Genomic DNA, 22970 nt, shown 5'->3' with positions numbered 1-22970 from the left:
CAGCTGTGATTGTAGAGATTGAAAATCTGCGCAAGACCTATGCGGGTGGCTTTGAGGCGCTTAAGGGCATCACGCTGACCATCGAAAAAGGTGAAATTCTCGCACTGCTGGGGCCGAATGGTGCTGGCAAGACCACGTTGATTTCCACGATCTGTGGCATCACCAAGCCGGGTTCTGGCCTTGTGCGCGTTGGTGGATATGATGTGGTGACCGGCTATCGCCAGGCACGCTCGATGATTGGTCTGGTGCCCCAGGAGATCAACCTGGAGCCGTTCAGTAAAGTGATCGATACGGTGACCTATACGCGCGGCCTGTTTGGCAAACCGCGTGATCCGGCCAAGATCGAGGCGATCCTGAAGCAGCTGTCGTTGTGGGACAAGCGCAATTCCCGCGTGGTTGAACTGTCTGGTGGTATGAAGCGCCGTGTGCTGATTGCCAAGGCGCTGAGCCATGAACCTGATGTGCTGTTTCTGGATGAGCCCACGGCGGGCGTTGATGTGGAATTGCGCAAAGATATGTGGGACATCGTTGCCGGGCTGAAGGCGCAGGGCGTGACCATCATTCTGACCACCCACTACATCGAAGAGGCCGAGGCGATTGCCGATCGGGTGGGCGTGATCAACGGCGGTGAGTTGTTGTTGGTTGAAGAGAAAGACGCGTTGATGGCGCGGCTTGGGCAGAAAACCCTGCAGATCGACCTGCAGGAGCCTGTGTCTGAGATTCCAGAGGCGCTCGCAGCCTATGCGCTGGAATTGGTCGAAGGTGGCGCAGCATTGCGTTACAGCTACGACACGCGCGGCGAGAGCACCGGCATCACCCGATTGCTGCGCGATTTGGCAGCGGCTGGGTTGTCGCTAAAGGATTTGCAGACCCAGCAATCCAGTCTGGAAGATATTTTTGTGGGTCTGGTTTCGGAGGGCGCGGCATGAACTGGTCTGCGGTTTGGGCAATCTATCAAACAGAAATGGCACGTTTTTTTCGCACGATTGCGCAAAGCTTCATTTCCCCTGTGATTTCGACCTCGCTGTACTTCGTGGTGTTTGGTGCGGCCATCGGCAGCCGCATTGATGAGGTCGAAGGCGTGAGCTATGGCGCGTTTATCGTGCCCGGGTTGATCATGCTGTCGGTGATGACACAATCGCTCTCCAATGCCTCATTCGGCATCTATTTTCCCAAATTCATCGGCACCATGTATGAGCTGCTGAGTGCGCCCATCAACTTTCTTGAGATTGTGCTTGGATTTGTGGGGGCGGCGGCCACCAAGGCGCTGTTTATTGGCGTGGTGATCCTTGTCACAGCGATGATGTTTGTGGATGTGCCGATCCAGCATCCCGGCGCGATGGTGCTGTTTCTGGTGCTGACCTGCCTGAGTTTTTCGCTGTTTGGCTTTATCATCGGCATCTGGGCAGGCAACTTTGAACAACTGCAGCTGATCCCGCTGCTGGTTGTGACACCTTTGGTGTTTTTGGGCGGATCTTTCTATTCGATCTCCATGTTGCCGCCGATCTGGCAAAACATCACGCTGTTTAACCCCGTTGTCTATCTGATCTCTGGTTTCCGGTGGTCGTTTTTTGGCACGGCGGATGTGCCGATTGGGCTGAGTTTGTTGGCGATTGGCGGGTTTACGACGATCTGTCTCGCCGCGATCTGGTGGATCTTTAAAACCGGTTGGCGGATCCGAAGCTGACGTAACGGCGTTTTGCGCAAGGCAAGTTTTTTGGCACCAATTGGTGCTTTCCTTCTGGCCTTGCCTTGTGAAAGGCATGTGCGCGTTCTACATCCGATCAAATGAAACGCTTGAATCCTTTCGCCAAGAAACCGCCCACCGTGGCGATTGTGCGCCTTCAAGGTGCAATCGCAGCCGGCTCGCGGGGGCAGCTGAATGATGCCACTTTGGCGCCTGTGATCGAAAAAGCCTTTAGCAAAGGCAAGCCTGCCGCTGTGGCGCTGGAGATCAACTCGCCAGGTGGGAGCCCGGTGCAAAGTGCGCTGATCGGGAGCCGCATTCGTCGCCTGGCCGACGAGAAGGGCGTCCCCGTAATTGCCTTTGTTGAGGATGTTGCGGCCTCTGGTGGCTATTGGCTGGCCGCGGCGGCGGATGAGATCTATGCAGATGACAGCTCTGTTGTGGGCTCCATCGGGGTGATCTCTGCCGGGTTTGGTGCCAGTGTTTTCTTGTCACGGCAGGGGTTTGAGCGCCGGGTGCATACGGCGGGCAAAAGCAAGTCGATGATGGATCCGTTCCGCCCCGAAAAGCCCGAAGATGTGGCGCGTCTGAAACAGATGCTGGAGCAGATCCACGACAACTTCATCGATCATGTGAAGGCACGGCGCGGCAGCAAGCTGGCTGAAGACCCCGAGCTGTTCACCGGTGAGATCTGGATTGGCCGCAAAGCCAAAGAGGTCGGCTTGATTGATGAAATCGGTCACCTTGCGCCCGTGCTGAAGGCGCGGTTTGGCGAAAAAGTCCGGTTCCGCCGCTATGGCGTGAAGCGCTCGGTGCTACAGCGCTTTGGGGCGACGCTGGCGCAGGATGCGCTGGCCGGGATTGAAGAACGCGCGGAGTTTGCGCGCTTCGGATTATAGCATGTTGGTTAAGGTCGTTACCTTTTTCCTGATTGGCATGGCGGTTCTGGCCATGTTTGGCAAACTGCGCCTGCCGGGGCAGAAGCTCCTTGGAAAGACACGGCTGAACTCAAAAAAATGCCCAAAATGCGGGCGCTTTCAAATTGGCAAAGGGCCGTGCCCCTGCCGCAAAAACATGGGGTAACACATGGAATGGCTGCTGGTTGGGCTTGGGCTGGTGATCCTGCTGTTGGCGGGCGATGCGCTGGTGCGTGGCGCCGTAAACGTGTCGCTGCGGATCGGTATCCCTGCGCTGATCGTTTCGCTGACGATTGTGGCGTTTGGCACGTCGGCGCCCGAGCTGTTGATCTCCATTGAAGCGGCGTTGAAAAACGCGCCCGGCATTGCGTTGGGCAATGTGGTGGGCTCCAACATCGCCAATGTGTTGCTGGTGCTCGGCGTGCCCGCGTTGCTGGCGCCTATTCAGACGAGCCATTGCAATTCTCGTCGCAACTACGTGCTGATGATTGCGGCAAGTGTGCTGTTCATCGGTGTTGCTACAGCGGGTTTCTTCACCTTTGTCAGCGGCTTGATCCTGCTGGCGGGGCTGATGGTCGCACTGGGCAGCGCCTTTTATCAGGCGCGCTGTCATCGCAAGGCTGAGGCTGCATGTGCGATGGAGGAAGAAGAAGAGGTCGAAGGCGCGGACCCGGATATGCCATGGTGGCGCATCTGTGTGTTTCTCGTGCTGGGCCTGATTGGCCTGCCTCTGGGGGCAGATCTGATGGTGGACAATGCCGAAGTGATTGCGCGCCGCTATGGGGTGAGCGACACGGTGATTGGTTTGACCCTGATTGCGCTGGGCACATCGCTGCCCGAGCTGGCCACCACGGTGATGGCGGCGCTGCGGCGTCAGGCAGATGTGGCTTTGGGCAATGTCATTGGCTCCAACTTGTTTAATCTGCTTGCCATTATTGGTGTGACCTCGCTGATCCATCCGATCCGTGTGGACCCGGACTTCTTTGAGTTTGATTTCTGGGTGATGTTGGGTGCGTCGCTGATGCTGATCCCGTTTGTGTTTCTGCGACAGGACCTTACCCGTATTTGGGGTGTTGTCTTTACCGCGCTCTATCTGCTCTACATTGCGGTGACTTTGACGTAAGGCAGGAGAGCGCAATGCGGGCTTTGGTGACGGGCGCAGGGGCGCGGCTTGGGCAGGCAATGGCGGTCTATCTCGCAACGCGCGGCTACGATGTGGCTGTGCACTATGCCAGCTCCCACACCGGGGCCTTGGAGACCATTGAAGGCATCGTAAAAGCCGGGCGACGGGGCGTGACCTTGCAGGCCGATCTGCTGGATGAGAGGCAGACGCAGGCGCTGGTGCCACAAGCCGCAGAGGCTTTGGGAGGTCCGATCACCTGTCTGATCAACAATGCCTCGATTTTTGAGCACGACAGCTTGGAGACCGCAACGCGCGAAAGCTGGGATCGCCATATCGAGAGCAATCTGCGCGCGCCGTTTGTTCTGTCGCAGGCGATGGTGTCCCAAGGGCTGAGGGCGACGCCAGATGCGGCGGGCGAGCCAGTGGCCGCAGGGCTGATTGTGAACATGCTTGATCAGCGGGTGCGAAAGCTCACGCCGGAATTTGCGTCCTACACGATTGCCAAGATGGGGCTCTGGGCGCTGACGCAGACCGCTGCGCAGAGCGCAGCACCCCATTTGCGGGTGAATGCCATTGGGCCGGGGCCAACTTTGCAGGGCAGTCGACAGTCTGAAGAAGACTTTGCTCAGCAACGCGCTCGGACTGTGCTGGAGCGTGGCGCGAATGTGGGGGATATTTGCGCCGCTCTCGGCTATCTGCTGGATGCAAAGGCTGTCACAGGACAGCTGATTTGTGTCGACGGCGGGCAGCATCTTGCGTGGCAGACACCGGATAATGCGGTTTCAGAGTAGGGCGCTGAGCCGCCTGATTTGCAATATCTGACATGCAGGTTTGGGGCTCTGTTTTGGAGCCGTTCTAAAATGGGGGCGGCCGAGTTGTGCACGGATCACGGCGCTGTCATCTAAATGTTACTTTTTGTTAATGTTTTCAATAATTTGAGCTTTATGCAAAAAAATGTCATTTGATTACAGTGCCTTATGATTATGCCTAAAAAATAGGCTGATTAACATTCTACGTTTAAAATAAGGAGTTTCGCTAAGGTTGAGGAAGATATCTCCAGACTTATCCACAGTTTCCGTGGATGTAATTCACCTTGCACGGGGGCGCTTAAGATTGCAGACCAACCAAAAGAATCATATTTGTCGGTCATGACTTCTGACATTGATACTTCGCCCGCGGGCCCGACCGGACACGCCTGTATTCAAGCCTATCTGAAAACGCTTGATGGTTCGCCCGGTGTGTATCGCATGCTCGATGCGCAGGCGCGGGTGCTTTATGTCGGCAAAGCACGGAACTTGCGGGCGCGGGTATCAAACTATGCGCGGCCCAGTGGGCACTCCGGGCGGATTGCGCGGATGATTTCTGAAACCGCGTCGATGATGTTTCTGACCACCAAGACGGAAACGGAAGCGCTGCTGCTGGAGCAGAATCTGATCAAGCAGTTGAAGCCCAAGTACAATGTGCTGCTGCGTGATGACAAAAGCTTCCCCTACATCTTCATTTCCTCAGAACATGACTTTCCGCGTATTGAAAAACATCGGGGGGCAAAAACACGTAAGGGGCGCTACTATGGACCGTTTGCGAGTGCGGGTGCGGTCAATCGCACGCTCAACACATTGCAAAAGGTATTCCTGCTGCGCAGCTGCAGTGATCGTGAGGTGGAGGCAGGGGATCGGCCGTGCCTGAATTATCATATGAAGCGCTGTGCGGGGCCCTGTGGCAGCAAGATCAGCAAAGAGGATTATGCCAAGCTTGTGGCCGCGGCAGATGACTTTCTGCGGGGGCGCTCGACCAAGGTGCAATCCGATCTGGCAGAAGAGATGCAGCTGGCCTCAGAGAACTTGGAGTTTGAAAAAGCCGCAGCCTTGCGCGATCGCATTCGGGCGTTGACCCATGTGCAGAGTGCGCAGGGCATCAATCCGCAGGGCGTGAAAGAGGCTGACGTCATCGCGCTGCATCTGGAAAGCGGGCAAGCCTGTGTGCAGGTGTTTTTCATCCGTGCCAATCAGAACTGGGGCAACCGGGATTTTTATCCGCGCGTTGGCAGTGAGATTGAGGCGGCGGAAGTTTTGGAAGCTTTCATTGGCCAGTTTTATGACAGCAAAGAGCCGCCAAGGCAGCTGATCCTGTCCCATCCGATTGAAAACATAGAGCTTATGGCAGAGGCCTTGAGCACCAAAGCAGGGCGCAAGGTCGAGGTTGTTGTGCCTCAGCGCGGCGAGAAAGCGGAGCTGGTGGAGGGGGCCGCCCGCAATGCGCGCGAAAGCCTGGCGCGTAAGATGAGCGAAACGGCAACGCAGGCCAAGCTACTGGCTGGGGTGGCGGAGGCGTTTAACCTCTCCGGGCCACCACAGCGGATCGAAGTCTATGACAACAGCCACATTCAGGGCGCCCATGCTGTGGGCGGTATGATTGTGGCTGGGCCAGAAGGTTTCATGAAAAACAGCTATCGCAAGTTCAACATCAAGGGGGATGAGATCACGCCGGGCGATGACTTTGGCATGATGAAAGAGGTGCTACACCGCCGTTTCTCTCGTTTGCAAAAAGAAGACCCGGATCGCGAAAAGGGCATGTGGCCGGATTTGTTGCTGATTGATGGTGGGGCCGGGCAGGTGAGTGCGGTGCATGAAATCATGGTGCAGCATGGGGTGCAGGAAATCCCGATGGTGGGCGTTGCCAAGGGTGAGGATCGGGACCACGGCAAGGAAGAGTTCCACCGTGTGGGACAACGTGCTTTTGCCCTGCGGCGCAATGATCCGGTGCTCTACTTCATCCAACGTCTGCGCGATGAGGCGCACCGGTTTGCGATTGGCACCCATCGGGCCAAACGCGCCAAGACTGTGAGCGCAACGCCATTGGATGACGTGCCGGGTGTGGGCGCGACCCGAAAACGCGCATTGCTGGCGCATTTTGGCAGCGCCAAGGCCGTCACGCGCGCCAATTTGGCGGATTTGAAAGCGGTGGATGGCGTCTCTGACAAACTCGCAGAAACAATCTATGACTTTTTCCATGAGGGGGGATGAACCCTGCGTACGGTGGCCTTGTGGCGACAGGCAACACTTGTGGTGCGGAGAGGGCTTTTGATTGCACGGAAAAGCGCTTAGGAAGTGGCTATGACTTGGAACATACCCAATATTCTTTCCGTGCTTCGCCTGATTGCCGCGCCTATGATTGCGGTGATGTTTCTGTATTTCGAGCGGCCTTATGCGGATTGGTTTGCGCTGATGCTGTTTATGACGGCCTCCATTACGGACTGGTTTGATGGCTATCTGGCGCGGCTCTGGCGGCAGGAGACGCGGTTGGGGGCGATGATTGATCCGATTGCGGACAAAGCCATGGTGGTGATCGCGCTGATGGTGATCGTGGGGTATTCCTCGATGTCGCCGTGGCTGGTGCTGCCTGCGACGGTTATTCTGTTCCGTGAAGTGTTCGTGTCGGGCCTGCGCGAGTTCCTTGGTGATGTGGCTGGGACGCTCAAAGTCACCAAGCTGGCCAAGTGGAAGACCGCCACGCAAATGGTTGCGATTGCTTTCCTTTTTGGCCAGGGCGTGTTTGAGCATTACCTTGGCATGTCGGCCTGGGGCATGGATCAGGCGCTGGTCGATCAGATCATGCTGGGCGCGGTCGAAGACCTTCAGGGACTGCGTTGGAAACACACCGGTATGGTCTGGGCTGGCTGGATAGGACTTTTGTTGCTCTGGATTGCGGCCGCGCTGACCGCTATCACTGGGATTGACTACTTCAACAAGGCCAAGCCACATCTAAAGGATTGATCGCTATGGATGTTCTCTATTTCGCATGGGTGCGTGAGCGCATCGGGATCCCCAAGGAAAAAGTGGAGACCGAGGCCAAAACCGTTGCGGAATTGGTGGAAGAGCTCAAGGCGCGGGAAGAGCGCTATGCGGTTGCCTTCTCTGATCTGAGCGCCCTGCGGGTGGCGGTGGATCAGGAGCTGACGGAGTTTGACGCGTCACTGGACGGAGTGCGCGAAGTGGCATTTTTTCCACCAATGACAGGCGGTTAAGAGGAGCAGGCCATGCGGGTTGTTGTGCAGGAAGCGCCGTTTGACTTTGGCAAGGAAGCGCAGGAGTTTGCGTCGGGCCACAGCAATATGGGCGCGATTGTCACCTTTACCGGTGTGGTGCGGGATGCCGACAAGGGCGGCATGGATCGCATGGTGATAGAACACTATCCCGGCATGACCCAGAAGGCGCTGGAAACAATCGCTGAACAGGCGGTAAGCCGTTGGAATCTGGGGGATGTTCTGGTCATCCACCGCCATGGTGAGCTGCGTCAGGGGGATATGATCATGATGGTGGCCACCGCGGCACGCCATCGTGTCGATGCCTTTGAAGCGGCAGAGTTTCTGATGGATTATCTGAAGTCCCGCGCGCCGTTCTGGAAAAAAGAATACACCGCTGACGGGGCCGAATGGGTGGCTGCGAAAGACGAGGATGAGGACGCGCTGAGCCGCTGGTGATCCTCACAGAGCGAGGCACAAGGCGCGACATCGGGCGCAGCGGTGTGTCGGAGCGTTAACCAAAGAAATGCGCCAAAACCGCACGTCGGTATTGCGTCGGTATCCCAACGGTATTGCGGCAGTGGAAAATCGGGTGGCGATCATACGTGGATGTGTGAAGCCGCCGTGCGGCGCAACGGGGCGTGATGCAACACAATCGTGTGCCACGGTCACGTATTTGCCGGTGCCACTGCTTGAAGCCAAAAACGATGTGAAGGCTACCTGCAGAAGGGACGTGAGGCGCGCGAGAACTCATGCACTGGGTGATATGCAGCATGCAACATTGAGAAGGCCGGAAAGGCGCGTGATGTGACAGAGAGATTTATCTTGCTTACGGGATGTTCCGGTGGTGGCAAATCGACACTGTTGAACACTCTGGCTGCGCAGGGGGTTGCAACGGTGCCAGAGCCGGGTCGCCGGATCATTTCGGAAGAAATAGCTTTTGGTGGCACCGCGTTGCCATGGGTCGATATGGGCGCCTTTGCCCGGCGCGCGGTGGAGGTGGCGAGGGCTGATCTTGAGGCGGCGCGGCACCGCGAGGGGGCGGTCTTTTTTGATCGTGGGTTGATCGACGCAGCTGTGGCCCTAGAATATTGTGGCGGGGCCAAGGTGCGCGACACATTTGGCGCAACGATGCCGTATGCGAGACGTGTCTTCGTTCTGCCGCCGTGGCCTGCGCTGTTTGTCAATGACGCCGAACGCCAACACAGTTTTGATGCAGCGGTTCAAGAATACCAGCGCATAGAGCAATCGTTAGATGACCTTGGCTATCAACGCTATGTGCTGCCCAAGGTGACGGTTGAGGAGCGGGCCGAAATCATTCTGCGGGAATGCGGCCTATAAGTTGCGTGCCCTCCACCAAACCCGTTTCTGGCGGGGGGATTACCGCCCCAATTGTGACCGCAGCTCTTCGGCTTCCTGTCGGGCGTCGCGCAGGCCGTCCATGGCGGCGGAGAGTTCGGCTTCGGTCTGGGTGAGCTGATTGGTCAGCTCTGCCTCGCGCTGTTGCAGGTAGGTGATCGCCTGATCGCGGGTCTCTTCGGCCTCATGCAGCTCCTGGCTCATGCGCTCCAGTTGGTCCACATCGGATTGGGCCACACGGGTAAAGCGGTGGACCAGCCAATTGGCAAACCAGCCCATACAGAAGGCCACAAACAGGATCACGGCTGTGGTCAGGATGAACTCAATACGGGTCATTGCTCTTCTGTCTCCTCGCCGTCGTTCTCTGCGGCGTTTTCGGTGGATGGGGCCTCTGCTGCTGCCTCTGGCTGGCCCTCTGCTTCGGTTTGTTCGGTGGTCGCTTCCAGCGCGGTGTCTGAAAGTGTTTCAGAGCCTGTGTCCGCGCTATCGGTGTCTGCCGGTGTGTCTGCTGTGTCTGCGTTTGCCGGTGCGGCCTCTTCTTCAGAGGGCGTATCCGAGGAGGTGGGGGCGTCTGTTGTTTGCGCTTCCGTGCCGTCGGTGGCTTGTTCAGCGGCTTCGACGCCTGCCTCGGTTTCGGTGCTTGCTTGGGCTTCCGTTTCCGCGTCGCTCGCCTCTGTATCTGGCGCTTCTGTGCCCTCTGGCAGGATGCGGACAAATTCGATGCGGCGGTTGGCCTCGCGGCCAGCCTCGGTGCCGTTGTCGGCAATCGGCTGGCTTTCGCCATATCCGACAGCGGTGAAGCCGGAGGTCAGCACGCGACGGTCCTGCAATGCGGTCAGCACGGCCTGCGCCCGGGTCTGGCTGAGCGCTTCGTTCATGGCTTCGCGGCCCTGACTGTCGGTGTGGCCCTGAATTTCGATGCGCAGGTCAGGGCAGGCTTCGAGTTGTTCGGCGAGTTGCGCGATGATGGGGCCAGCGCTTTCATCCAGCGTGGCTTTGCCGGGTTCAAAGGCAATCTTGGCGCTATCCTGCAGCGCCTGAATGTTGGCCATGCATTCCTCGGCGGTGGGAATGCCTGCGAGAGGATCAAGCGCCTCGACATAGGTCACATTGATGGCGAAGTGATCCGTCTGGCTGAGTTTGTCCGCGAGAAGCTGCGCAATGCGGGCGTTGGCTTCGGTGCTGCCGGTGTTGCCGGAAATGGACACGGCGTCAGGGGTGACTTGCAGCACGCCATTGTTCAGCAGTGAGAGCGCATCAAGCCCGGCCATGACGCGGAAGGGCCAGGAGGGGGGCAGCGTGTCATCAAGGCGGGTGGCCATGTAGACCGTGTCGCTGCTGAAGCGGGCGCGGGCGTAGCTGTCTGTGGTGTCGCGTGCGATCTCATTTGGCAGGCGGCCACGCAGTTGCAACAGGCCCTCTGGGCTGAGTGTCGCGGTGAAGTCCTGTGCGAATGCGCTGTCATCATCGGTTTCTGGCGCAGGTGGCAGGATTGCGAGCAGGGCGAAGGCGTCGGGCAGGGCGGCTTCGGTTTCGGCGGCGACCTTATCAAACAGGCCCTGCTCCGTGCCCTGTTGCGCCGTGAGGGTGACATCGGCATCCGAGATGGTCAGCGTACCGCCGCCAAGTTCAGACAGGCCCTTGATGGAGGCGACCACCGCATCCGCCCAGCGGGTGGAGGGCACGCCGAGGCCAATCACACAGTCTGCGGTGCCGGTGAGGCCTGCGTCGCGTGCGGCGCTGAGAATGCGGCTGCGTGCGGCCTCTGTATCGGCAGAGCAGGCATCAAAGCGGGCGCTTTCTTTGGTCAGAACAAATCGCAGGGTGAATGGTGTGATCACCGGGCGCGGGGCTGAAATGGCGAGGTTGACCTCGACCGTTTTGGGCGCGCGGCGCATCAGATCGGTTTCCAGCGCGGTGCGGGCTTCGGCGCTGTCTGCCATGGCGGTGACGTCAACGCGCCCGGCCTGAACCGAGATTTTGGCGCGGGGCAGCTCTTCGAGCGCGCCAAGCGCATAGCGCACAGCTGGGCGCCAGCCGGTGGGCGCGGTGTAGTCGGCGGTCTCCAGAAAATCGGCGACGTCCTGCGCGCCGGAGGCGTCTTTCAGGTCGCGGATGATGGCGGCGCGGTCTGCGCTTTTGGGAATCAAGCCGATAAGAGAGATGCCCGCGTCATTGCGCAGGATTTCCACCGAGAAACGCGGTGGCGCGATGGCGGCGGTGGCGGGCACCTGCATGTTGTCGATCACGCGGGAGGCATCAACAATGCGGCTGGCAGCGGACACGGCGCGGAACCGGTCTGCCTCGGTTGGGGCGACCCCGGCGAGGAAGATCTGCAGACCTTCTGCATGGACCTCGGCCCAGTCCATATTGCTGCTGGTGAGCTCTCGCTCCACGGCGGTGCTGGAGGTTTCCTCAATCAGGTCGGCAGACAGGCTGGCGGCAACGAGGCTGAGCAGGGCCGCAGTGGCAAAGGTGACAAAGAGGATCAGTAGGGAAGATAGTCGCATTCAAGTGTGCCGTTGGCCAGAGGTTGGCAAGGTGATACGACGCGGCGCGCGCGCTTGCAATCACAGGAAAAAGGCGGTGGCGAAAAACAGCAGAGGGAGGAGCCCTGCGTCGCGGTTGGAGCGAAACAGCATGACGAGGCGTTCGGCATCATCGGTTTGCAGCATCCGCAGCTGCCACTGCATATGCCAGCCCATGGCGACAGGCCCCATCAGCGCCACCACCAGTGCAGCGGGAGAGAGCGGCAGGGCGGTCATGAGCGTTGCAAGCCCCATCAGGGCCACCGTGGCGATCAGGAAGCCTTGCAACCACTGCGGGCTGTTTTCGCCAAAAAGACGCGCGGTGGATTTGATGCCGATGAGGGCGTCATCCTCGGTGTCTTGGTGGGCATAGATGGTGTCATAAAACAGCGTCCAGGCGATGCCCGCCAGATAGAGCACCACCGCGGGCGCATTGAGCGTGCCGGTGTGGGCGGTCCAGGCCAGCAAAGCACCCCAGTTGAAGGCGAGGCCCAGAAACACCTGTGGCCACCATGTGAAGCGTTTGGCAAAGGGATAGATGGCCACGGGGATCAGAGAGGCGATGCCCAGAAGGATGGCATTCACATTGAAACTGAAGAGGATCAGTGCGGCAATCACCGCCTGTGCCACCATCCAGACGGCGGCCTGTTTGGCGCTGACCTGACCAGAGGGGATCGGGCGGGAACGGGTGCGTGCCACTTGAGCGTCAAACTCGCGATCCGTGATGTCATTCCATGTGCAGCCCGCGCCGCGCATGAGAAACGCGCCAAGCGCGCAGCCTAGCGCGATCCAGAGATCGTGCCAGGAGGCCTGCCCATCCCAGAGCATCGCAAGCAGCAGCGACATCCAGCAGGGCAGCAGCAAGAGCCATGTGCCAATCGGGCGGTCAGCGCGCGACAGGCGCAGGTAGGGGCGGGTCCACGCAGGCGCAAGGCTGTCGACCCAGTTGCCACGCACGGCATCAGCAACCTGACCTTTTGGTTCTTCCTTCGCGGGCGTGTCGGCCATATGTAGGTTCCTATGAAACAGGCAAAAGTCAGATTGTATGTAGAGCAGGGGCTGGGGGAAGGGCAAACCATTCCTCTGTCCAAAGAGCAGGCGCATTATCTTTTTGGGGTGATGCGGATGGCGGTGGATGATCCGGTGCTGCTGTTTAACGGGCGGGATGGCGAGTGGCGCTGTGTTGTGACCGTGGCCAACAAGCGCAATGGGGAGCTGGTGTGTGAGGCGCAGACCAAGCCTTTGCAAATGCCCCCCGATTTGTGGTTGTGCTTTGCTCCGATCAAAAAGGCGCGCACGGATTTCATCGTGGAGAAAGCCGCCGAGATGGGGGCAGCGCGGATTGTGCCGGTGAACACGGATTTCACCAACAGCGAACGCATCCGGCAGGATCGCCTGCAAGCCCATGCGGTGGAAGCGGCAGAGCAATGTGGTGGCACATATGTGCCGGAGGTGGCCGAGCTGACGAAGCTGGATCGGCTCTTGGCGGATTGGCCTGAGGGGCGGCAGCTTATGTTTTGTGATGAGGCTGAGGTGGGAGAGAACCTTTGGCTCGATACGACGAACAGCGGCCGATCCGAGGGCGGAAGCGAAGCGCCCGCCGATTTGCCGGAGGCAAACCTCCGGTTTGACGGGGGCGGATCGGGCGCTGATCGGATCGCAAGCGATCCGATTTCGGGCAAAGATGGCAAACCCTGGGCCATTCTGATCGGGCCGGAAGGCGGGTTTAGCGCGGCGGAACGTACAAAGCTGCGCGCCTTGCCGTTTGCCCATGTGGTGAGCCTTGGGCCCCGGATTTTGCGCGCGGATACAGCGGCGGTGGCGGCGATGACGCTTTGGCAGCAGGCTCTGGGGGACTGGGGATGAGCTGGCGGGAGATTGACCAGAGTGATCTCGCATGGGTGGAGGCGTTCCTGCGGGAGCACATGCAGAGCTCGATGTTTTTTCTGAGCAATCTTGTGGAACATGGGCTGAACAGCCAAGCGGTACGCGCCATGCGCATTTGGGCGCTGGGTGATGGGCGCAAAGGGCTTTTTGCGCTCTCCAATGGCGGGATGATCCTGATGCAAGCGCCCGATGCGACCGAGGATGATTGGCGGGCGGCAGCAGAACTTTGCAAAGGCCGTGCGTTGATCGGTTGTCTTGGCGAAGGCGATCAGGTGGCTGCGTTTTTTGCGGCGACGGGTTTGGGCGAGCGCCCGATGTCTCTGAATGAAAGAGAACCGGGCTACAGGCTCGATTTGGCGCTGATGGTGATGCCGGAGTGCGACGGCTTTGCCTTGGTGCCGCTTGATGAGACACACCGCGCCTTGGCCATCACGTGGCGAGCCGTCTATCACGGCGAGGTTTTGGGCACACCAGAACACAAATGTGTAGAGATCGCCGCGCGCGATATTGCCGGATGCATCGAACGGGACAGCCACCGGATTTTGCTCAAGGACGGCGTGCCGGTGGCGATGACCGGGTTCAACGCTACCTTGCCAGATACGGTGCAGATTGGCGGGGTGTTCACGCCTTCTGAGGCGCGCGGTCAGGGGTTAGCGCGTCGCGCCTTGGCGCTGCATTTGCAGGAGGCGCGGGACGAAGGTGTGACGACTGCCATTTTGTTTGCAGCCAATGAGGCGGCGGCGCGGGCCTATGAGGCTATTGGGTTTCAGCGGGATGGAACGTTTTCATTGATGCTGTTTGCGGATGAAGAGGAGATGGTGTGACATGAGATTTCATCCACACGTCAAAGAGTTGAAAGGGCCGCGCCCGAGCCTGGGACGAAGCGAATGCGCCCTTCCGTGGGGAGGCCCCCTTTCGGGAGCTTTTCTTCGAAAAGCCCCTATCGGGCAACGGGGCGCGGCCCGGCCTTTCGGCCGGGCAACAAAGACGGATGGGTTCTGCGCATGAGTTTCTTTCGACCAGAAGCGCAGGCAGCGGTGGCGCGGTGGCGCGAAACGCTTGTGGGGGCAGCGGTTTTGCTGCTTGGGCTGTGGTGGGCCAGCGGCTTTGGCCTGCTGAAATGGCTGGGCATCCTGTTGGTGGCGGTTGGTGCGGTGCTGATTGTCAGTGGCATTCAGCGGGCGCGGTTTCGCAACGGTCAGGGTGGCCCTGGCATAGTGCAGGTGGATGAGGGCGAGGTCGCCTATTTCGGCCCGCTCAATGGGGGGAGCGTGGCACTGCGCAGCCTCAGTCGTGTTGTGCTGGATGGGCGCAGCCATCCGCCGGTCTGGGCGCTGTTTCAGCCGGGGCAGGCGCCATTGCAGATCCCTGTGAACGCCGCGGGGAGCGATGCACTGTTTGACGCCTTTGCCAGCCTAGACGGCATCAAGACCGAACATATGCTGGCGCAGTTGAAGGCCGCGCCTGATCACCCGGTTGTGATCTGGGCAAAAGAGGATCGCAGGCTGCATTGACACGGCCTGCAAAAAACCCCACCACAGACGCCTGAAACCAGTCTCAGGAGCAGAGCATACGCCATGTCCATTCCACAGTCCGGCGGCGGCCCGATCGAGCATCATGACCAGTTGGCTGAATACCTCAGCTCCGGCTGTAAGCCGCGTGAAGACTGGCGGATTGGCACCGAGCATGAAAAATTCGGTTATTGCAAAGACAGCCTGAAACCCCTGCCATATGAGGGCGAACGCTCTATTCTGGCAGTGCTGGAAGGGCTGCGCGATGGCCATGGCTGGACCCCTCTGGAAGAGGGCGGCAAGCTGATTGGTCTGGAAAAAGACGGGGCCAATGTGAGCCTTGAGCCCGGTGGGCAGCTGGAGTTGTCTGGTGCGCCGCTGGAGAACATTCACCAGACCTGTGATGAGGTGAATCAGCACCTCAAAGATGTGAAAGACATCGCGGACAAGATTGGTGTGGGCTTCATCGGGTTGGGCTCTGCCCCGATCTGGAGCCATGAAGAGATGCCTGTGATGCCCAAAGGGCGTTACAAGCTGATGACCGATTACATGGATCGTGTGGGCACCATGGGCAAGGTCATGATGTATCGCACTTGCACGGTGCAGGTGAACCTCGACTTCTCAAGCGAAGCGGACATGGTGCAGAAGCTGCGCGTGGCGCTGGCCTTGCAGCCGGTGGCCAATGCGCTCTTTGCCAATTCGCCGTTTCTGGATGGCAAGCCCAATGGGGTGAAATCCACCCGGGGTCTTGTCTGGCGCAATCTGGATGACGCGCGCACGGGCATGTTGCCCTTTGTGTTTGAAGAGGGTTTTGGCTTTGAGCGCTGGGTGCAATATTCGCTGGATGTGCCGATGTATTTTGTCTACCGCGATGGCAAATACATCAATGCGCTGGGCATGAGCTTCCGTGATTTCCTCAAGGGCGAGCTGCCTGCGCTGCCTGGTGAGACCCCCACGCTGAGCGACTGGGCGGATCACCTAACCACCGCTTTCCCTGAGGCGCGGATCAAGAAATTCATGGAGATGCGCGGGGCCGATGGTGGCCCATGGCGGCGTCTCTGTGCATTGCCTGCATTCTGGGTGGGGCTGATGTATGATCAATCCGCGCTGGATGCGGCCTGGGATCTGGTAAAAGGCTGGGATGCTGAGACCCGTGAGGCGCTGCGTGTGGCGGCGAGCGAGCAGGCGTTGCAGGCGCAGGTTGGCAAGATCAACATGCATGAGCTGGCGCGCGAAGTGCTGGCGATTTCAGAAGCGGGCTTGAAGGCGCGCGGTCAGGCCGGGGCTGGTGGGCTGGTGCCGGATGAGACCCATTTCCTCAACGCGCTGAAAGAAAGCGTCGAGAGCGGTCAGGTGCCTGCGGATGAATTGCTGGCGCAGTACCATGGTGAATGGGATGGCGATCTGAGCAAGATATACGCCGCACACAGCTACTGAGTATTGAAAGAGGTCCCCTTGGGGGCCTTTTTTCTTGGCGGATCTAGCCCAGATGCGCGTCGTCTTGGCGATCCTTGGGGAACAGCGTGATCATGTCTTCGGGCAGATCAAGAATCGCGAGCAGTTCGTGAAAGCCACTGACAACTTCCACCGTGACCATGCCGGGATCCATTTCGGCGAGCGCGATGAACATGTCTGACAGCCAGCGGCCCGGATCAGCGTCATAGATCGCGAACATGCAAAACGCAGCACCGCGCGCGCCGTGACGTTCGCGGGTGAGCCGAGAGAAGGCCTGCATCTGATCAAAACCGATGTCAAAACTCTCCAGATCCAGCATGTCGATCACAGAGTGCGTTCCGGGCACAAAGGCTGGATGCTTGTGGACTTCAGCGGTGGAACGGCCGAGCTCTTCCATTGTGACGTGCCCTGAGAAACGACGATATACAAGCGACGCGTCGGGCAAAAAGGTGTCTTGAATTGGCATGGGCTGAGACGTTTTCAATAAGCGTTTGTGCTGTCGCTAATAGTGTAACGCGACGGTGTAAAGAGTGTGAACTCACGATAATGAGACAGGCTTATTTTTTAACGATTCTTGGGGTTTAAGGCTGAAAAGTGCGTCGCGAATGGCGTCGCAAGTGCCGCTTTGGTGCCGCGCTAAAGCAGGTGCGATTCTGTGTGGCAGGACGCGGGAAACAGCGCGATGTCTTCCGGGGACAGATCCAACAGCGCAAACGCTTCCGGATAGCCCTGAACAATCACCAGATCATTGCCATGATCCACGGCCGCGGCGAGATCTGTAAACATGTCGGCAACTTTGCTGGACATGTTGCTGGGGGCGATGATGATGAGTGTGATTTTGGTTTGGCGCGCAGCATGAATGGCTTGGGAATCTTTTGCGAAGGCCAACATTTCATCAAATCCGATGTCAAACGCGGTGGTGGCGCTGAAATCGGCGATTTCATTCATGCCCACTTTGAAGTCGGGATCTTCGTAGAGGGTTTTCCAGGCGTCGCGCAGCTCTGGCATCGTGAGCGCGCCTGAGTGCGTGACATGGGCGACCGAGATCTCTTTGAAAATGTTGATAGTTGTTGGCATAAGCTTGTTCCGAAACGCATGGCCCTGCGGTTCAATAGGCGGGATAAGTTAAGTTTCTGCGACCTTCTGGCGGCACCCCTCGGTGCGGTGCCGCGGGCGTGCCACATCCCTTGTGATGTCGTCAACTCATACTGTCGGAAAACAACGCGGAAACGCTCAGCCGCGCGTGTTGAAACACAGGTCTGGGTTGGTATGGGTCAGTCGGCAGATTATTAGGAAATTGCGGTAAATTCGAAGCGAATTTCCTGCAAACCGCACCGGACGCATTAGCGGATCATCAATCAATATGTGCGCTTTTAGGGGGAGCCTGTGTACGCGTGATTGGGTTGCGAATTGCAATCTGCCGCCCCGGGCGATGCGGCAGATGCCCTGCCGATTAGCAGAGAGACAAAGTTTGATGAATGATCCAGTGATCCAATTGCCGATTCACAATGTGCCGACGCTGAACCTGTCTGAGGCAGCGCTGGACATCTATGAAGGTGTGCGTAGCCTCCCGATTGTCTCTCCGCATGGGCATTGCAAACCGCAGTGGTTTTCCGAAAATCGCCCGTTTGCGGACCCGGCGGAGCTGCTGATCATTCCCGATAGTTTCGTGGTGCGTATGCTTTACAGCCATGGGGTGTCCCCCGAGGATATGGGCATTGGAGTGCCGCCAGAGCAGCGTGATGCCCGCGCGATTTTTCGGGTTTTTGCGAGCCACTGGCACAAGTTCCGCGGCACCCCCAGCCACATGTGGATTTCCAGCGCGCTGGCCCATGTTTTCGGCGTGGTGATGCCGTTGAATGAGGAAACAGCCGATCAGGTCTATGACCGGATTGATGCGGAGCTGAAATCCGCACGGATGTATCCGCAGTCGCTTTTGCAGACGTTCAATATCGAGGTGCTGGCGACCACAGACAGCGCATTGGATGATTTGGCGCATCACAAGGCGGCGCGGCGCCAGAAGCTGCGTGGCAAGATCATACCGACCTTCCGACCAGATTCAGTGCTGGATCCCAAACATCCAGATTTTGCAGCCGATGTCGCCGCGTTGGGTGACATCACGGGCGAAGACACGCAGGGCTTCACAGGCTATTTGGAGGCGCTGCGAGAACGCCGTGCCTATTTCATGGCCAATGGCGCGACCGCAACGGACCATGTGGTGGATGAGCTGATGACGTGTCATTTGACAGAAAAGCGCGCAGCCACTCTGTTTGCCAAGGCGCTTGCGGGCACCATCACGCCCAAAGAAACACAGGTGTTTTACGGGCATATGCTGACGGAAATGGCGCAGATGTCTGTGGAGGACGGCCTGGTGATGCAGATTCACGCGGGCAATTTGCGCAACACCAATAAATCGCTTTATGCGACCTATGGCGCCAACATGGGCGCGGATATGCCGGTGCCGGTCGATTGGGTGCGTGGTATGGATGCGTTGCTCAACCGTGTGGGCAATGTGCGCGACATGAACATTCTTTTGTTCACTCTGGATGAAAGCACCTATGCCCGAGAGTTGGCGCCCATGGTGGGGCACTGGCCGGCATTGCGTCTGGGGGCGCCGTGGCGGTTCCACGACAGCGCCAATGGCATCGCACGCTATTTGGATCAGGTGGTGGAAACCGCCGGATATTGGAACCTTGCAGGGTTCAATGATGACACACGTGCGCTGATGTCGATCCCGGCGCGTCATGACATGTGGCGGCGCGGCGTGAGCCTGCATCTGTCGCAACAGCGCTCGCGCGGGGTGCTTGGGCGCAGTGATGCGGATGAAATTGCCCGGCTGCTGTGCCGCGATCTGGCGATTGAAGCCTACAAGCTTGGCAAAGTTGTGTGATGTGAAAGCCGCCCCATGAGGCGGCTTTCTTTTGCCAGTGTGTGTCGCGCGGAGTGGCGTGATTCTGCACACCATCCCGCGTGTTTGCCCCGATTCCGGGGCGGCTGGCGTGAGGCGCACAATAACCATGTCGCCCCCGCCGCGTTTTTCCCTCAAATTGACAGCATTTCAGTTACCGGCGGTTAGGAAATTGGCGCGGTGTCGGGGCAAACAGGCTGGTATATTTCCGCGCTTGACCGAGGTGCGCGTGAGGCGTGGGCTTGAGTGGTTTTTTGGCAAAACCCCATAAAAATAAGAAGAAAATTGCTGTGAATGCGCCGAAGTCGATCCAGGAAGACGCGCGCGCAGGGCTGTTTGTGATTGGACCGAAGCCTGCGTCACCTTGAGCGCTTTCTGTTTGGGGTGTGCAGAGGAGAGCGGCGGCCGCAGTGCCGTGCCCCACAAAGCGCGCTGGCGTTATCAGTTCGGTAACCACTTTGGCAAAAAATAGGGTTACGGAGCCAAGAAATGGCTTCGGGATCGCCACCGCACAGAAGTGCATTCGGCGGCAATGGAAAAAGTCCATTTGTACCATTGGGTTACGCCCGTTGGGCGCGATACAGAAAGTTGACGACCAAAATGGATACAGACGTTGAGAATGCTGACTTCAGGCGGACCCGGGTACAGGCACCGGGTCGCGCTCTGAAAGGTGTTTGTCCAGCCAATATGGGACCGCATGCGGATCGTGTGCAGCTCTCATTCGCCACGCAAACGTCACATGGCCATCCATCATGAATTTGCATCCGCTCACACGCCCTCAACGCACGCCCCAGGTGTCCTTTCTGTTGCTGTCTGGTGGTGTGGGTGCGCGGGCAGAACACCACGAACCCAAACAATTTTATAAACTCGCCGGTCACCCCATGCTGGCACATTCGCTGATCGCGGCCGTGCGGTCGCCCTATGTGGCAGAGATTCTGATCAACGCGCCTGCAGGTTATGAGGCCCGCACGCGGCAGATCATGGAGGCCTATTGCGGTAGTGTGCCATTTCAGGTGGTGCCAGCGGGGCAGACACGACAGGAGAGTTGCGCTGCCTTGGTTGAGGCGGCGCGCCACGCACAGATTGTGCTGCATGAGGCGGCGCGCCCGTTTCTGAACCCTGAGATGCTGGAAGAGCTGATCACCTGTGAGTCGCAGAACGCGGGCTATTGCCATGCCATCGCCTTTTCCATGTGTCGCATCGACAGCGAAACGCGTCTGGTGCAGCGCGGCGTGTCGCGCGAAAAGGTGTTTGACATCCAGTTGCCGCAGAAATTTGACCGTAGCACGCTGCGGAAGGCCCATGCTGCGGCGCGTGCGGCGGGGGCTGCCTACAACGAAGACACGGTGATGGTGGTCGAGATGACCGGCCAGCCCGTGCAGTCGCTTGAGGGCTTCAGCCGCAATCGCAAGGTCACCACACCGGAGGACTTTGTTATCGCCCAAGAGATGATGAAGGGCTTTCATAGCAACAGAAAGGCCTTTGCGCATGGCTAAGTCCGTTTTGATCACTGGCGCATCCAAAGGCATTGGGCTGGCCACCGCACGGCGGTTTGCCCGTGGCATGGATGATGTGGATTGCATCGTGATGGTGGCGCGCGCCTCAGAGTATTTTGACAGTGCCCTGGCCGAAGTGCGGGCGTTGGCGGGCAACCGGCAGGTGGTGTCCATTGAGGTGGATCTGGCCGACCCGGAGGCCGTCTCTGCGGTGTTTGACCGGCTTGAGGCGGAAAACATCGCTGTGTCCACCATTGTGAACAACGCGGGCTTCACCAAGCCTGCGTCGATCAATGAAACCCGGATGGCAGATTTTGAACGCACGATGCAGATCAATCTGTATGCGCCCTTCCGCTTTGTGCAGGAGGCGCTGCTGCGCAGCCATCCGCTGGAGAAAGTGATCAATATCGCCTCGACCGCCGGGATTGGCGGGCGCTCTGGCTGGATGAGCTATTCCACCTCCAAGGCTGCGGTGATCAATATGTCGGAAGTGATGCGCGAAGAGCTGGCGCCTTATGGCATTGATGTGGTCTGCCTGTCGCCGGGGCGGTGTGCGACCGATCTGCGCAAGACGCTGGCGCCGGATGAAGATCCGAGCACGATCATGCAGCCAGAACATGTGGCAGATGTGATTGCGATGATGTCTTCGCCTGCTGGCAAGATGCTGATGAGCGAAAACCTGGTGGTGCGTCTGTAGTTGGATGCTGGTGACGCGTAACTCAGAGCGACAGAAAACCGTTTCGGCAGGGGTGGCGGCGTCTGCGCAGGCTGTCCGTGCTGTGCGCCATTCGGATGACACCAGCCTATTGCCAGATCAGGCGGTGTATCTGGACAGCCCGGTGCTGTCTGCGGTGAGCCAGATCCGCCCGTTTTTTGCAAGCGGTGCGTTTGGGGCGGCGTCGACGCCTTTGCTGCTGCGCCAGAAGCCGATGAACCAGGTACAGCGTGCATTGGGCCGGTTGCCCCGAGAGCTGGACATTCGCTGGATCAAGGGGCGGGCGGCGGCGCTGCCTGTCGCCACAAATGGCGTGGTGTTTTACCCCTTCAATGCGCGCTCAAACCTGCAGACGGTGACAAAGCGAGATGTGCGCCACGTGCTGACCCTGCACGGAGAAAGCAACAAGGGCGCATCCATGCGCCCGGCGGCGCGGATTTATGACTATGTGTCCATCGCAGGGCCACTGGCGCGGGATCGCTATCTGAAGGCGGGGATTTTCACCGCCGATGATGTAGACAGGGGCCGGTTGGTGATGATGGGGGACACATTTGTGCAATCCATGCCAGAGATCCGCGCAGCCCGTGCCAAAGATGCGGATCCGGCGATTTTCTATGCGCCCACCTGGGAAGGGTTTGGCGGGCAGGCGGACAATCACAGCTCGATTGAAGCGCAACGTGGGTTTGACGCGGTGGTGCAGGCGGCACAGGCGCTGCGCCTAGAGCGGGTTGTGATCAAGCCGCATCCCTATCTGGGGCTTTTGCGCCCCGCGATCATCGGGCGCTTCATGGCGGGGGTGCGCCTGCTGAAGCAGGCCGGATTGCAGGTTTCGGTGATGCTGCAGGAGGCCAGCCCGCCTTTGCGACTGGCCTGCGCGCTTCAGCGTGGGCAGCGGCTGACTGTGGCATGCAAGAGCTCGGTGCCCGTGCCCGTGCCCGTGCCGGTGGCACTGGGAATTTGTGATGTCTCCGGCATGGAAGCGATTTTTCTGAAGCACCGCATCCGACATCTGGTGATGGCGCGCGAAGAGACGGTGCCGCATGAGATTGCCCGGCTTTATCTGCGTAAGGCGCTGTTGCCGGGGGGCGATGTCGGGCGCGTGCTGGCCCGGTATCTGGCGGACGCCGCAGAGGTGGATGCCGCCCATAGGGCCCATGTTTTTGGCTGGAGCGCGCCAGAATTGGCAGAGGGATCAGCCTCCGCCGCGCGTGGTTGGCTGGTGAACTATGTGCGCCAGGATCCGTTCTGGCGCGGACAGATGGGCTGACGTGATGGCCAGTGACAAGCGCGCTGCGGAGCTGCTGACAATTCGTAAACCCTTGCGGCGTAGACTGGGGGATGATCACGGGGGGCTTGATACGGG

Annotated in this window: 25 protein-coding genes; 19 read left to right on the top strand and 6 right to left on the bottom strand. The window is 58.9% G+C overall.

Going from position 1 to position 22970, the window contains the following annotated elements:
* The first annotated feature begins 5 nt into the window (after positions 1-5).
* From PJL69_RS14835 to PJL69_RS14785, 11 genes are all read left to right on the top strand, one after another.
* Positions 6-929 (top strand): ABC transporter ATP-binding protein, encoded by a 924-nt coding sequence (locus PJL69_RS14835; RefSeq protein ID WP_271310352.1) that lies wholly within the window; start codon positions 6-8, stop codon positions 927-929.
* Complete coding sequence (locus PJL69_RS14830; RefSeq protein ID WP_271310351.1) at positions 926-1687, top strand: ABC transporter permease; 762 nt, start codon at positions 926-928, stop codon at positions 1685-1687. The genes PJL69_RS14835 and PJL69_RS14830 overlap by 4 nt, the downstream gene beginning before the upstream one ends.
* Before the next feature lie 101 nt (positions 1688-1788).
* Positions 1789-2586 (top strand): S49 family peptidase, encoded by a 798-nt coding sequence (locus PJL69_RS14825; protein ID WP_271310350.1) that lies wholly within the window; start codon positions 1789-1791, stop codon positions 2584-2586.
* 1 nt (position 2587) lies between these two features.
* On the top strand, positions 2588-2770 hold the full coding sequence (locus PJL69_RS14820) for a hypothetical protein (RefSeq protein WP_247743564.1): 183 nt from the start codon (positions 2588-2590) through the stop codon (positions 2768-2770).
* Between the two features lie 3 nt (positions 2771-2773).
* Positions 2774-3727, top strand: a complete 954-nt coding sequence (locus tag PJL69_RS14815) for a calcium/sodium antiporter (protein WP_271310349.1) — start codon at positions 2774-2776, stop codon at positions 3725-3727.
* Positions 3728-3741: 14 nt separating this feature from the next.
* Positions 3742-4518, top strand: a complete 777-nt coding sequence (locus tag PJL69_RS14810) for an SDR family oxidoreductase (protein ID WP_271310348.1) — start codon at positions 3742-3744, stop codon at positions 4516-4518.
* A 357-nt stretch (positions 4519-4875) separates the two neighbouring features.
* The gene (gene uvrC, locus PJL69_RS14805; protein WP_271310347.1) at positions 4876-6750 is read left to right on the top strand and encodes an excinuclease ABC subunit UvrC; all 1875 of its coding nucleotides are present in this window, start codon (positions 4876-4878) and stop codon (positions 6748-6750) included.
* A gap of 90 nt (positions 6751-6840) precedes the next feature.
* The gene (gene pgsA, locus PJL69_RS14800; protein ID WP_271310346.1) at positions 6841-7500 is read left to right on the top strand and encodes a CDP-diacylglycerol--glycerol-3-phosphate 3-phosphatidyltransferase; all 660 of its coding nucleotides are present in this window, start codon (positions 6841-6843) and stop codon (positions 7498-7500) included.
* A gap of 5 nt (positions 7501-7505) precedes the next feature.
* A complete protein-coding gene (moaD, locus tag PJL69_RS14795; protein WP_271310345.1) occupies positions 7506-7751 on the top strand; it encodes a molybdopterin converting factor subunit 1 in 246 nt (81 codons plus the stop codon).
* Between the two features lie 12 nt (positions 7752-7763).
* The gene (locus tag PJL69_RS14790) at positions 7764-8207 is read left to right on the top strand and encodes a molybdenum cofactor biosynthesis protein MoaE (protein WP_271310344.1); all 444 of its coding nucleotides are present in this window, start codon (positions 7764-7766) and stop codon (positions 8205-8207) included.
* Positions 8208-8555: 348 nt separating this feature from the next.
* A complete protein-coding gene (locus tag PJL69_RS14785; RefSeq protein WP_271310343.1) occupies positions 8556-9089 on the top strand; it encodes an AAA family ATPase in 534 nt (177 codons plus the stop codon).
* 39 nt (positions 9090-9128) lie between these two features.
* Here PJL69_RS14785 and PJL69_RS14780 read toward each other — a convergent pair whose 3' ends face one another.
* Genes PJL69_RS14780 through ubiA form a run of 3 tightly spaced genes read right to left on the bottom strand, consistent with a single transcriptional unit; the run spans position 9129 to position 12643 of the window.
* Positions 9129-9443 carry a hypothetical protein gene (locus PJL69_RS14780; protein WP_271310342.1) on the bottom strand — a complete coding sequence of 105 codons (315 nt, stop codon included), beginning with the start codon at positions 9441-9443 and terminating at the stop codon, positions 9129-9131.
* Positions 9440-11617: an OmpA family protein gene (locus tag PJL69_RS14775; RefSeq protein ID WP_271310341.1), complete on the bottom strand. Its 2178-nt coding sequence runs from the start codon at positions 11615-11617 to the stop codon at positions 9440-9442. Before PJL69_RS14775 ends, PJL69_RS14780 begins: the two co-directional genes overlap by 4 nt.
* 60 nt (positions 11618-11677) lie before the next feature.
* Complete coding sequence (ubiA, locus tag PJL69_RS14770; protein ID WP_271310340.1) at positions 11678-12643, bottom strand: 4-hydroxybenzoate octaprenyltransferase; 966 nt, start codon at positions 12641-12643, stop codon at positions 11678-11680.
* Positions 12644-12655: 12 nt separating this feature from the next.
* Here ubiA and PJL69_RS14765 point away from each other — a divergent pair, with 12 nt between their 5' ends.
* The 4 genes from PJL69_RS14765 (at position 12656) to PJL69_RS14750 (ending at position 16470) form a co-directional block, all read left to right on the top strand.
* On the top strand, positions 12656-13501 hold the full coding sequence (locus PJL69_RS14765; RefSeq protein WP_271310339.1) for a 16S rRNA (uracil(1498)-N(3))-methyltransferase: 846 nt from the start codon (positions 12656-12658) through the stop codon (positions 13499-13501).
* Positions 13498-14346, top strand: coding sequence for a GNAT family N-acetyltransferase (locus tag PJL69_RS14760; RefSeq protein WP_271310338.1), 849 nt, complete (start codon positions 13498-13500; stop codon positions 14344-14346). Before PJL69_RS14765 ends, PJL69_RS14760 begins: the two co-directional genes overlap by 4 nt.
* Positions 14347-14526: 180 nt before the next feature.
* The gene (locus PJL69_RS14755; RefSeq protein ID WP_271310337.1) at positions 14527-15036 is read left to right on the top strand and encodes a hypothetical protein; all 510 of its coding nucleotides are present in this window, start codon (positions 14527-14529) and stop codon (positions 15034-15036) included.
* 63 nt (positions 15037-15099) lie between these two features.
* Positions 15100-16470, top strand: coding sequence for a glutamate--cysteine ligase (locus PJL69_RS14750; RefSeq protein ID WP_271310336.1), 1371 nt, complete (start codon positions 15100-15102; stop codon positions 16468-16470).
* A gap of 43 nt (positions 16471-16513) precedes the next feature.
* Here PJL69_RS14750 and PJL69_RS14745 read toward each other — a convergent pair whose 3' ends face one another.
* Together PJL69_RS14745 and PJL69_RS14740 are read right to left on the bottom strand one after the other, a co-directional pair.
* Entirely contained in the window at positions 16514-16885 is a 372-nt protein-coding gene (locus tag PJL69_RS14745; protein WP_271310335.1) for a hypothetical protein, read from the bottom strand.
* Between the two features lie 239 nt (positions 16886-17124).
* Positions 17125-17565 (bottom strand): hypothetical protein, encoded by a 441-nt coding sequence (locus PJL69_RS14740; protein ID WP_271310334.1) that lies wholly within the window; start codon positions 17563-17565, stop codon positions 17125-17127.
* A gap of 397 nt (positions 17566-17962) precedes the next feature.
* On the opposite strand from PJL69_RS14740, the gene uxaC reads away from it, so the two are divergent.
* Positions 17963-19378: a glucuronate isomerase gene (uxaC, locus tag PJL69_RS14735; protein WP_271310333.1), complete on the top strand. Its 1416-nt coding sequence runs from the start codon at positions 17963-17965 to the stop codon at positions 19376-19378.
* A gap of 172 nt (positions 19379-19550) precedes the next feature.
* Here the strand turns inward: uxaC and PJL69_RS14730 are convergent, their stop codons facing one another.
* Positions 19551-19952 carry a hypothetical protein gene (locus PJL69_RS14730; RefSeq protein ID WP_271310332.1) on the bottom strand — a complete coding sequence of 134 codons (402 nt, stop codon included), beginning with the start codon at positions 19950-19952 and terminating at the stop codon, positions 19551-19553.
* Between the two features lie 196 nt (positions 19953-20148).
* On the opposite strand from PJL69_RS14730, the gene PJL69_RS14725 reads away from it, so the two are divergent.
* The 3 genes from PJL69_RS14725 to PJL69_RS14715 are packed head-to-tail and all read left to right on the top strand — an operon-like array spanning position 20149 to position 22874.
* Entirely contained in the window at positions 20149-20892 is a 744-nt protein-coding gene (locus PJL69_RS14725; protein WP_271310331.1) for an IspD/TarI family cytidylyltransferase, read from the top strand.
* Positions 20885-21589 (top strand): SDR family NAD(P)-dependent oxidoreductase, encoded by a 705-nt coding sequence (locus PJL69_RS14720; protein WP_271310330.1) that lies wholly within the window; start codon positions 20885-20887, stop codon positions 21587-21589. Before PJL69_RS14725 ends, PJL69_RS14720 begins: the two co-directional genes overlap by 8 nt.
* Positions 21590-21599: 10 nt before the next feature.
* Entirely contained in the window at positions 21600-22874 is a 1275-nt protein-coding gene (locus tag PJL69_RS14715; RefSeq protein ID WP_271310329.1) for a hypothetical protein, read from the top strand.
* Positions 22875-22970 lie beyond the last annotated feature (96 nt).

It is taken from the genome of Shimia sp. MMG029, assembly GCF_027947445.1.
Taxonomy (GTDB): domain Bacteria; phylum Pseudomonadota; class Alphaproteobacteria; order Rhodobacterales; family Rhodobacteraceae; genus Shimia.
The sequence above is the reverse complement of the archived record's forward strand: the minus strand, read 5'-3'. Positions and strand labels throughout refer to the sequence as shown.

Coding starts and splice junctions, on each gene's coding strand:
- PJL69_RS14830 (WP_271310351.1), top strand. CDS start 926: ATGAACTGGTCTGCGGTTTGGGCAATCTATCAAACAGAAATGGCACGT.
- PJL69_RS14825 (WP_271310350.1), top strand. CDS start 1,789: ATGAAACGCTTGAATCCTTTCGCCAAGAAACCGCCCACCGTGGCGATT.
- PJL69_RS14820 (WP_247743564.1), top strand. CDS start 2,588: ATGTTGGTTAAGGTCGTTACCTTTTTCCTGATTGGCATGGCGGTTCTG.
- PJL69_RS14815 (WP_271310349.1), top strand. CDS start 2,774: ATGGAATGGCTGCTGGTTGGGCTTGGGCTGGTGATCCTGCTGTTGGCG.
- PJL69_RS14810 (WP_271310348.1), top strand. CDS start 3,742: ATGCGGGCTTTGGTGACGGGCGCAGGGGCGCGGCTTGGGCAGGCAATG.
- uvrC (WP_271310347.1), top strand. CDS start 4,876: ATGACTTCTGACATTGATACTTCGCCCGCGGGCCCGACCGGACACGCC.
- pgsA (WP_271310346.1), top strand. CDS start 6,841: ATGACTTGGAACATACCCAATATTCTTTCCGTGCTTCGCCTGATTGCC.
- moaD (WP_271310345.1), top strand. CDS start 7,506: ATGGATGTTCTCTATTTCGCATGGGTGCGTGAGCGCATCGGGATCCCC.
- PJL69_RS14790 (WP_271310344.1), top strand. CDS start 7,764: ATGCGGGTTGTTGTGCAGGAAGCGCCGTTTGACTTTGGCAAGGAAGCG.
- PJL69_RS14780 (WP_271310342.1), bottom strand. CDS start 9,443: ATGACCCGTATTGAGTTCATCCTGACCACAGCCGTGATCCTGTTTGTG.
- PJL69_RS14775 (WP_271310341.1), bottom strand. CDS start 11,617: ATGCGACTATCTTCCCTACTGATCCTCTTTGTCACCTTTGCCACTGCG.
- ubiA (WP_271310340.1), bottom strand. CDS start 12,643: ATGGCCGACACGCCCGCGAAGGAAGAACCAAAAGGTCAGGTTGCTGAT.
- PJL69_RS14765 (WP_271310339.1), top strand. CDS start 12,656: ATGAAACAGGCAAAAGTCAGATTGTATGTAGAGCAGGGGCTGGGGGAA.
- PJL69_RS14760 (WP_271310338.1), top strand. CDS start 13,498: ATGAGCTGGCGGGAGATTGACCAGAGTGATCTCGCATGGGTGGAGGCG.
- PJL69_RS14755 (WP_271310337.1), top strand. CDS start 14,527: ATGAGTTTCTTTCGACCAGAAGCGCAGGCAGCGGTGGCGCGGTGGCGC.
- PJL69_RS14750 (WP_271310336.1), top strand. CDS start 15,100: ATGTCCATTCCACAGTCCGGCGGCGGCCCGATCGAGCATCATGACCAG.
- PJL69_RS14745 (WP_271310335.1), bottom strand. CDS start 16,885: ATGGAAGAGCTCGGCCGTTCCACCGCTGAAGTCCACAAGCATCCAGCC.
- PJL69_RS14740 (WP_271310334.1), bottom strand. CDS start 17,565: ATGCCAACAACTATCAACATTTTCAAAGAGATCTCGGTCGCCCATGTC.
- uxaC (WP_271310333.1), top strand. CDS start 17,963: ATGAATGATCCAGTGATCCAATTGCCGATTCACAATGTGCCGACGCTG.
- PJL69_RS14730 (WP_271310332.1), bottom strand. CDS start 19,952: ATGGTACAAATGGACTTTTTCCATTGCCGCCGAATGCACTTCTGTGCG.
- PJL69_RS14725 (WP_271310331.1), top strand. CDS start 20,149: ATGAATTTGCATCCGCTCACACGCCCTCAACGCACGCCCCAGGTGTCC.
- PJL69_RS14720 (WP_271310330.1), top strand. CDS start 20,885: ATGGCTAAGTCCGTTTTGATCACTGGCGCATCCAAAGGCATTGGGCTG.